Source organism: Spirosoma litoris, from assembly GCF_054776755.1.
This window is the reverse complement of the sequence record NZ_BAAHBI010000010.1, coordinates 839,401-845,686: the sequence shown is the minus strand read 5'-3', so window position 1 is coordinate 845,686 and position 6,286 is coordinate 839,401. Positions and strand designations below refer to the sequence as shown.

The window sequence follows — 6,286 nt, the reverse complement described above, 5'->3', positions numbered from 1 at the left end:
TATCGGCTCACCCAGTTATATGCTTAATTCAAGATGCTCCACAACTTTTGACCTTGATCCAAAATTTGTGGAGTGGGTCAGTAGAAAAAAGAACCATCAATGTAGTAGTCTTATGAGCTTCAGGTCCAGCCTGATGGGTATATAATCGGTAGATAACGTAGAGGACCAGCCCTTTAGCTGGCCGATTCTGGTAGTGACCTTGAGGCTTTAAAATCAGACAATTACACCGATTAGCCGATTAATAAATTAGTGTTTGAGATTGTGATTCTACGGTTCTGTTTTTACGTGACTTTTTTTAACTCTGTCATTCCAAACAGCAAACTCCCTCTAACTCATGACACTCAAACTTATTTTCCTTGGCGGAGGCAGTCTCGCTTTCGGCCTCTTCCTTCTTTATCTATTTCGAACTTTCCGTCTGAAACCGGACTGCCCGCTTTGCGGAAATCCACATCCAGACCGAAAAGCCCGTTCTAAGGTGATGAAATTAATTCCATGTAAGGCTTACCAGTGCTCAGCCTGCGGAAAACGATTTTATCAACTAGGATGGCAAAGCCACCAACATCCTTTTCGCGCCTAATTAGTAAACAAACTGGGTGTCCCGATCAGTGATCACTGATCGGGATTTTCAGAAAATACGTTGTCAAAAAAAATAATTTACCCGTTATGTGGCGCTGGATTTATTACACCAATTAATAAATTCAGATGGGCTAGTCTAAACTCAACCGTTAATCGCTAGTTCCAGAACATAAAGTTAATTGCTGTTTACACCATGCAAAAAAGCTTCTTACGCTTATTAAGTCTACTTTTTTTGCTAGCTGCCATAGTCCTTTTGTTTCTGGCAGGCTTCGCTCTTTATCAGAGCAAACTATCTACTGCCTTACTCTCCTTTGGTTCTGCCATTAGCTGCACAGGGCTTGCTATTTTCCTCTCAACAAAATCGGCCTGATAACTTTCTGGTTATACGCTTGCAAAAATTATAACTATTTCAGTTATTTATTGTCTTAAAAGCAATATAAGTGTCGCAGTACAACCGTTATGGTTGCAAACTTATAGGTGTTTTTACGGGCTCTTATCTATATATTTTTCGTATGCCACGTCCTTCTTTGTTTAAGGCAGTTAATGCGATTACTTGGCTAAGCGTATTTATCATCAGCGCTTTACTAGCCACTTATATTTTGTGGGCGTTATTTTAAAGTTGTGATAAATATTACAATTCTTGCCACCAACTAGATAGGTATTGTGACTTTTTTAGCATCTCTGCATCTAAGCATAAATACCTACCGTAATGAATCGCAGATCACTACCTATTCCTGGTCCCTGGACACTTGTACTTTTCATTGCCACCTCGCTTTTCTGGCTGGTAGCTGAAGAACTTTTGAGGCTTATTTTCTAAAGAATTACTGACCTATAATCATTAAAAAGCCCTAACAGACAATTGTCTATTAGGGCTTTTTAATGATTTTTTCACCAACTAGCCTCCTGATCTCTACTCTCTGGTTCTGACATATAGGGCAGACCGTTATTGATAAGTTGACGTAGATCATAGAGGGCTTAGTTTGTCAGCAGTTGCTGGCAGATCAATGATAACATGTTTATTTCTACCGTAAACTAATAAAACAAATCGGTTGTCGGATATTATCAAATACGTTAAAATTTGGCAAAAGATAGAATTTTGAAAGGATTCAGTTTCAGTCTTCATAGTTATACAAATAGTATGCTTGATAATATTGTAGTTAATAAGCTAATTCGCCAAGTAACTCCCTATTAACATGCAACTCAAATACATAACTTTCATCGCCGTCGCTAGTATTGCCTCTATCCTGTTCCTGATTTACGTTTATAAAACATTTCGTTTTTCTAAAACTTGCCCCATTTGTGGAGATGAGCACCCTGATCGGGTAGCTCGGCCTAAGCTAATGAAGCTAATTCCTAGTAAGGCTTACCAGTGTACATCCTGCCGAAAGCGTTATTATCATATAAGTTTGTTTGAATCGCTACGATCATTATCTGCTTAAAGTAAGTTACGTATTTTTACCATTGAGCATTTATCAATTATTTTCCCCCTTTTGCGATTCAGCCCCATATCGTATACATCAACGAAACGTTTGTTTAGTTATTTTCACTTAGTACTGTTAAACCTATCCTGGCTACTTTATACAGCCTTATCCATATATATTCATGAAAAAAGTGATGGCTCGATCTCTATCTTTTTTATTATTACTAACCGGTCTGTTCTCGTTTATGGGTAGTGTTTTTTTCCTATATCAACATAATACCCTTTGGGCCGTGCTTGCGTTTCTCTCTTCCCTAATCTCTACAATCGTAGGGATTGTTGTATCCTTTAAATCTGCCTAATCTTTCTACAACTAAATATTATCTGCATCCTATTTTTTTTCTATTCAGGCAACCAAAGGGCGAGTTGTTACGTATAATAGGATATTCGTTATCCTGCCAACTTTACGACTTTGGATATGTCTGACAATAAAAATTCGTGGCTCAATGCAGTCACTTGGGTGCTGGTGTTAGTCATAGCTGGGTTAATCATGCTACTGTTGGTAAGGAGATTATTCACAGAATCCATTACCGAATGAAGTTTCCCAAATTTGACTTTGTGCAGTTTATTGGTGTATTGCTTATTCTACTGCTCATTCTTAGTGCTGGAGCACTTTTGTTATGGGCAATTTCATGATTACTTTTTCAGCAATCATCTAGTCTAGCCCTGGTTATCCTGCTGAGTTTTGGGCCTCTCCTACTTTATAAGATAGGGCTATAATTATATTGCCCGGAATTTACTCAACTCTCTCCGCGGCCTTACACTTACCTACAGGAATTGATACGCTTAGCAGAAAGTCACCAGACTAGCTAAGTAACGTTAGGTGTCCCATAAATTACTTCAATTTCCCTAACTACTTTCTTTTCTATTTCCTAATGTTTATTATATTCGCAACACGATACTTAATATTGAATGTTTTAAGTAAACGGTAACTTAAACATGAATTACATTTCTTATTAATTGTATCTAATTTGACATTTATTTAGCCATCCCTAGTGAGCTAACAAGTTATAACACGCTGAATTACAAAAATTTAATACCTATAAATTAATAGTTTGAATTTTATTTGAGTACTTGAGTTCTAGTTCATTTTTATCCACTCCGTATTAATCTCTTTGTAAAAAGTTTACCATCCACTTAAGCCATTTATGTTATGAAGCGATTAGCTGCTGCTCAACTTCAGCATAAGTTCGACCCAACTCAAGTTCTTTATTTAACTGGGGATGTTAACTACTGCTATGTTCACTTGATCAATGGTAAAGCTATTTTATCAAGCAGAACTTTAAAATGGTACAACGATCGGTGGCCCCATTTCATTCGTATTCATAAGGCCCATCTGATTAATCCGTTGCATATTCATAGCTGTATTGTGGTTTCTTCTATTGTTGCTCATTTGATTATACGTAACGGAGCCCGCTTACCTATTAGCAGAAGGCGAATCAGTTCGGTTATCGATCAATTAGGTATCGACCTACCTAAAAACATTTACGCGGGGTCTTACCAGATTCAACCCGATTGGAGTACGTATATTTCGCCCCAAGCTAAGCTGGCCTAGGCCAAAGGCGAGTTGGCAGTAACTTTTCATCATCGCAGCTACAATTGTAGCTGCTCAACTACTTGCTGCCTATAATTTCGACCAATTGGCAGTGATTGTCAAGGAACATAAAGTCGGCATAATATAGTGTCTCTTTGTAACGCATTTCCCGTTCTCACTCCAGTAAACCCTTAAGGCTAGCCCGTTAGTGGGCATCCAGCCCAATTGGCAATTTATCGCTTAGCACCTAGCATCCCTCTCTTGGTGCTACAACAAAGTTATTCCTTACCGCTTCTCCTAGCCTATTCTACTCTTCTTAGGCAAGACACAAGATATTCTTACCAAAATGTGACTTTACAATTTTTTTTTTGTCTTAAAATCTGACTGCTGCGATTTATCGTAAGTAAAGCGAATCTAATCCATACCCATAATTGAATTTTCACTGTTCACCAATCATTACTGTATGGTTACGAGTCGCTTTTGTTTAGGTTCTCTTGATCTTGTTAAGACGATTACCTGGTCGGTTGTTTTAGGAATTAGCCTTATCTGTTTAGTGGGTGTAGTTTCCCTCCTCTTCCACCTATAAGCTTACATTCCATGAGATTCTATCCTAAAATTTTCAAATTCGGCCCTGGTCGTAACTGTTATACCCTACCCGTTAGTGCAACTGGCTCGCTCTGGTCTGGATTTGGCGGCTGGCATTACCGCACCTGTTCGTTTGCGCTGACTCCACCTCTACACCGACGGCCCAAGCAATCTCAATCAGTTTGCCAGATTATTCAACCGGGGGTACATTTCATATCCATAGGTGAGTACTTCAACCAGTTCCAGGCAGAACAATTTATATAAGCCACGTTTAGGGTTGGATTAAGATAAGTAGATATAGACCTATTTCTGTTTTTACAGAACTATATGTAACTTCTACCTTCCTAACGAACCATGAATCGCCTGCAACGTTCAACCCCTTTCGATTTAGTAAACTTCTTAACCTGGCTGTTCGCTGTCACTCTTTGCCTGCTTTATGCCTACGGCCTTTTAGTGTTATTGCTGTAAGCACGCTATGTTCCTATGGATGAAAATTAGTTTCTTTAGATTATATTGATTCTGACTGAATATTATCCACTGGTTATCAACACAATAGCAACAGGAGAAGCACACTAGTGCTTTACCAAAGTAGATTATATTGATTCTATCGGATTCTATTGCTAATCAATATCTAAACGATCAATTAGAATCGAAAGAATCTCTAGAATCTAAATTGTCAAAGCATTTGTTAATTGATTCCAATCAGATCAATTTTAAAGATCAGTATGGAATTAGCAGGAATATCATTCTGTTCCTGAGAACCATAGGCCAGACTTGGGGGTAAATAGAGCGTAATGCTGCCCCCAGGTGCCACCAAAGGGATACCTTCCTGCCAACCAAGGATAAGCTGGTTTAGTCCAAAGCTTATTCCCTCTCCACTATCAAATACTTTCCCATTGGTTAACGTACCTGTATAATTAACCGTCACATTATCGCAAATGGTTGGTTTACTCCCCGAGCCTGACTTCTGGATACTATAATAAAATCCACGGGTATCGGCTTTGGCCGAAATTTTATTCCCCTCAATATATTGCTTTAAAGCTGTAGACTCTTCCAGAGGTGCTTTTGTGTCAACAGCTGTTTGAGTACAAGGTTGCTTATCAGCTGATTGGCAGTTACTACCCAGTACAGACAAAACAAGCAACGCAATTTTAATTTTTTTCATCAAGAGACGCCCAATCGGCAATTTATTTTTAATGGTCCCAGAATTAATCGTTTAACGTTCTTTTAAGCTAACTTTTTTTACAAAATGGCTTTATATTGTCCCACAGAATACCATTCGATTAATTCTAAAGCCAACTCATCGTATTTTTCGTTTGTTATAGAATTGGACATATACTGCTATGGCTTTTCGATTTTGCATTACATCGCTTAACCTGCCCAAGGTGTTCATCTGGTTAAGTATGCTGGGCATTTCGCTCCTGTTCTGGAGTGTTATTATCCGGCTTCTTTTCTAAGTTCTTCCCTATTTATTCTTCGGTCAATCCAAACGGATAATCTTTGGCGTAAATACACTAATTCTCTGGTGCTATTACTGCCATGATTATAAAAAAAATGTACCCACACGTGTCTGTAAGCCGTTATTGTTACTCAGTACCGGTTAGTTGTTCTGGTTCATTATGGAATGGATTTGGCGGCTGGCTTTTTCGAGTACTCACCTTGAGTAGCTATAAACGTCACGTCAGGAAAGATCGAAAAAAATTGGTCCGTACAGGTTGTTTGATCATCCAGCCTGCCATTAACTATATAGATCGTACATACCCCTCTGCTCTTACACATCCGTGCTTAATTCAACCAATAAGCCTGTTTTCTAACATACGTCTTTTATATCCATTCAGTAGACATCTTATTCGCCACGCCCGATACTGAGCCTATCCTTCGACTGAAAATAAAAGATCTTCGCGCGTTTAGCAGGCCATTGAAGCTGTTTTTAATCATGATTTCTTTATTTTTCACTTTTCCTGAAAGTGAGGACAAGCAACTTATACATTGATTATCAATAAATTAACTCCCTACCAAGGTGTCTTCTGGCGTATATAACTAGGTATTATTAGCTAAACCAAGGTTGTTGGCATTAGAATTGCTTCTATCTCATGATATCGATCTTACTTTAT

4 protein-coding genes are annotated in these 6,286 nt (G+C 38.4%); 3 read left to right on the top strand and 1 reads right to left on the bottom strand.

All coding sequences use genetic code 11. The annotated features are described in order from the left end of the window. The first annotated feature begins 769 nt into the window (after positions 1 to 769). The 3 genes from ACYVGR_RS10025 to ACYVGR_RS10015 all read left to right on the top strand — a co-directional run bounded on the left by ACYVGR_RS10025 (position 770) and on the right by ACYVGR_RS10015 (position 4,436). Positions 770 to 946, top strand: a complete 177-nt coding sequence (locus ACYVGR_RS10025) for a hypothetical protein (RefSeq protein WP_460956063.1) — start codon at positions 770 to 772, stop codon at positions 944 to 946. 2,260 nt (positions 947 to 3,206) lie between these two features. Next, positions 3,207 to 3,608, top strand: a complete 402-nt coding sequence (locus ACYVGR_RS10020) for a LytR/AlgR family response regulator transcription factor (RefSeq protein WP_460956061.1) — start codon at positions 3,207 to 3,209, stop codon at positions 3,606 to 3,608. A 576-nt stretch (positions 3,609 to 4,184) separates the two neighbouring features. Then, the gene (locus ACYVGR_RS10015) at positions 4,185 to 4,436 is read left to right on the top strand and encodes a hypothetical protein (RefSeq protein WP_460956060.1); all 252 of its coding nucleotides are present in this window, start codon (positions 4,185 to 4,187) and stop codon (positions 4,434 to 4,436) included. Between the two features lie 424 nt (positions 4,437 to 4,860). On the opposite strand, the gene ACYVGR_RS10010 is transcribed toward ACYVGR_RS10015, so the two are convergent. After that, positions 4,861 to 5,337 (bottom strand): FKBP-type peptidyl-prolyl cis-trans isomerase, encoded by a 477-nt coding sequence (locus ACYVGR_RS10010; protein WP_460956058.1) that lies wholly within the window; start codon positions 5,335 to 5,337, stop codon positions 4,861 to 4,863. Positions 5,338 to 6,286: the final 949 nt, after the last annotated feature.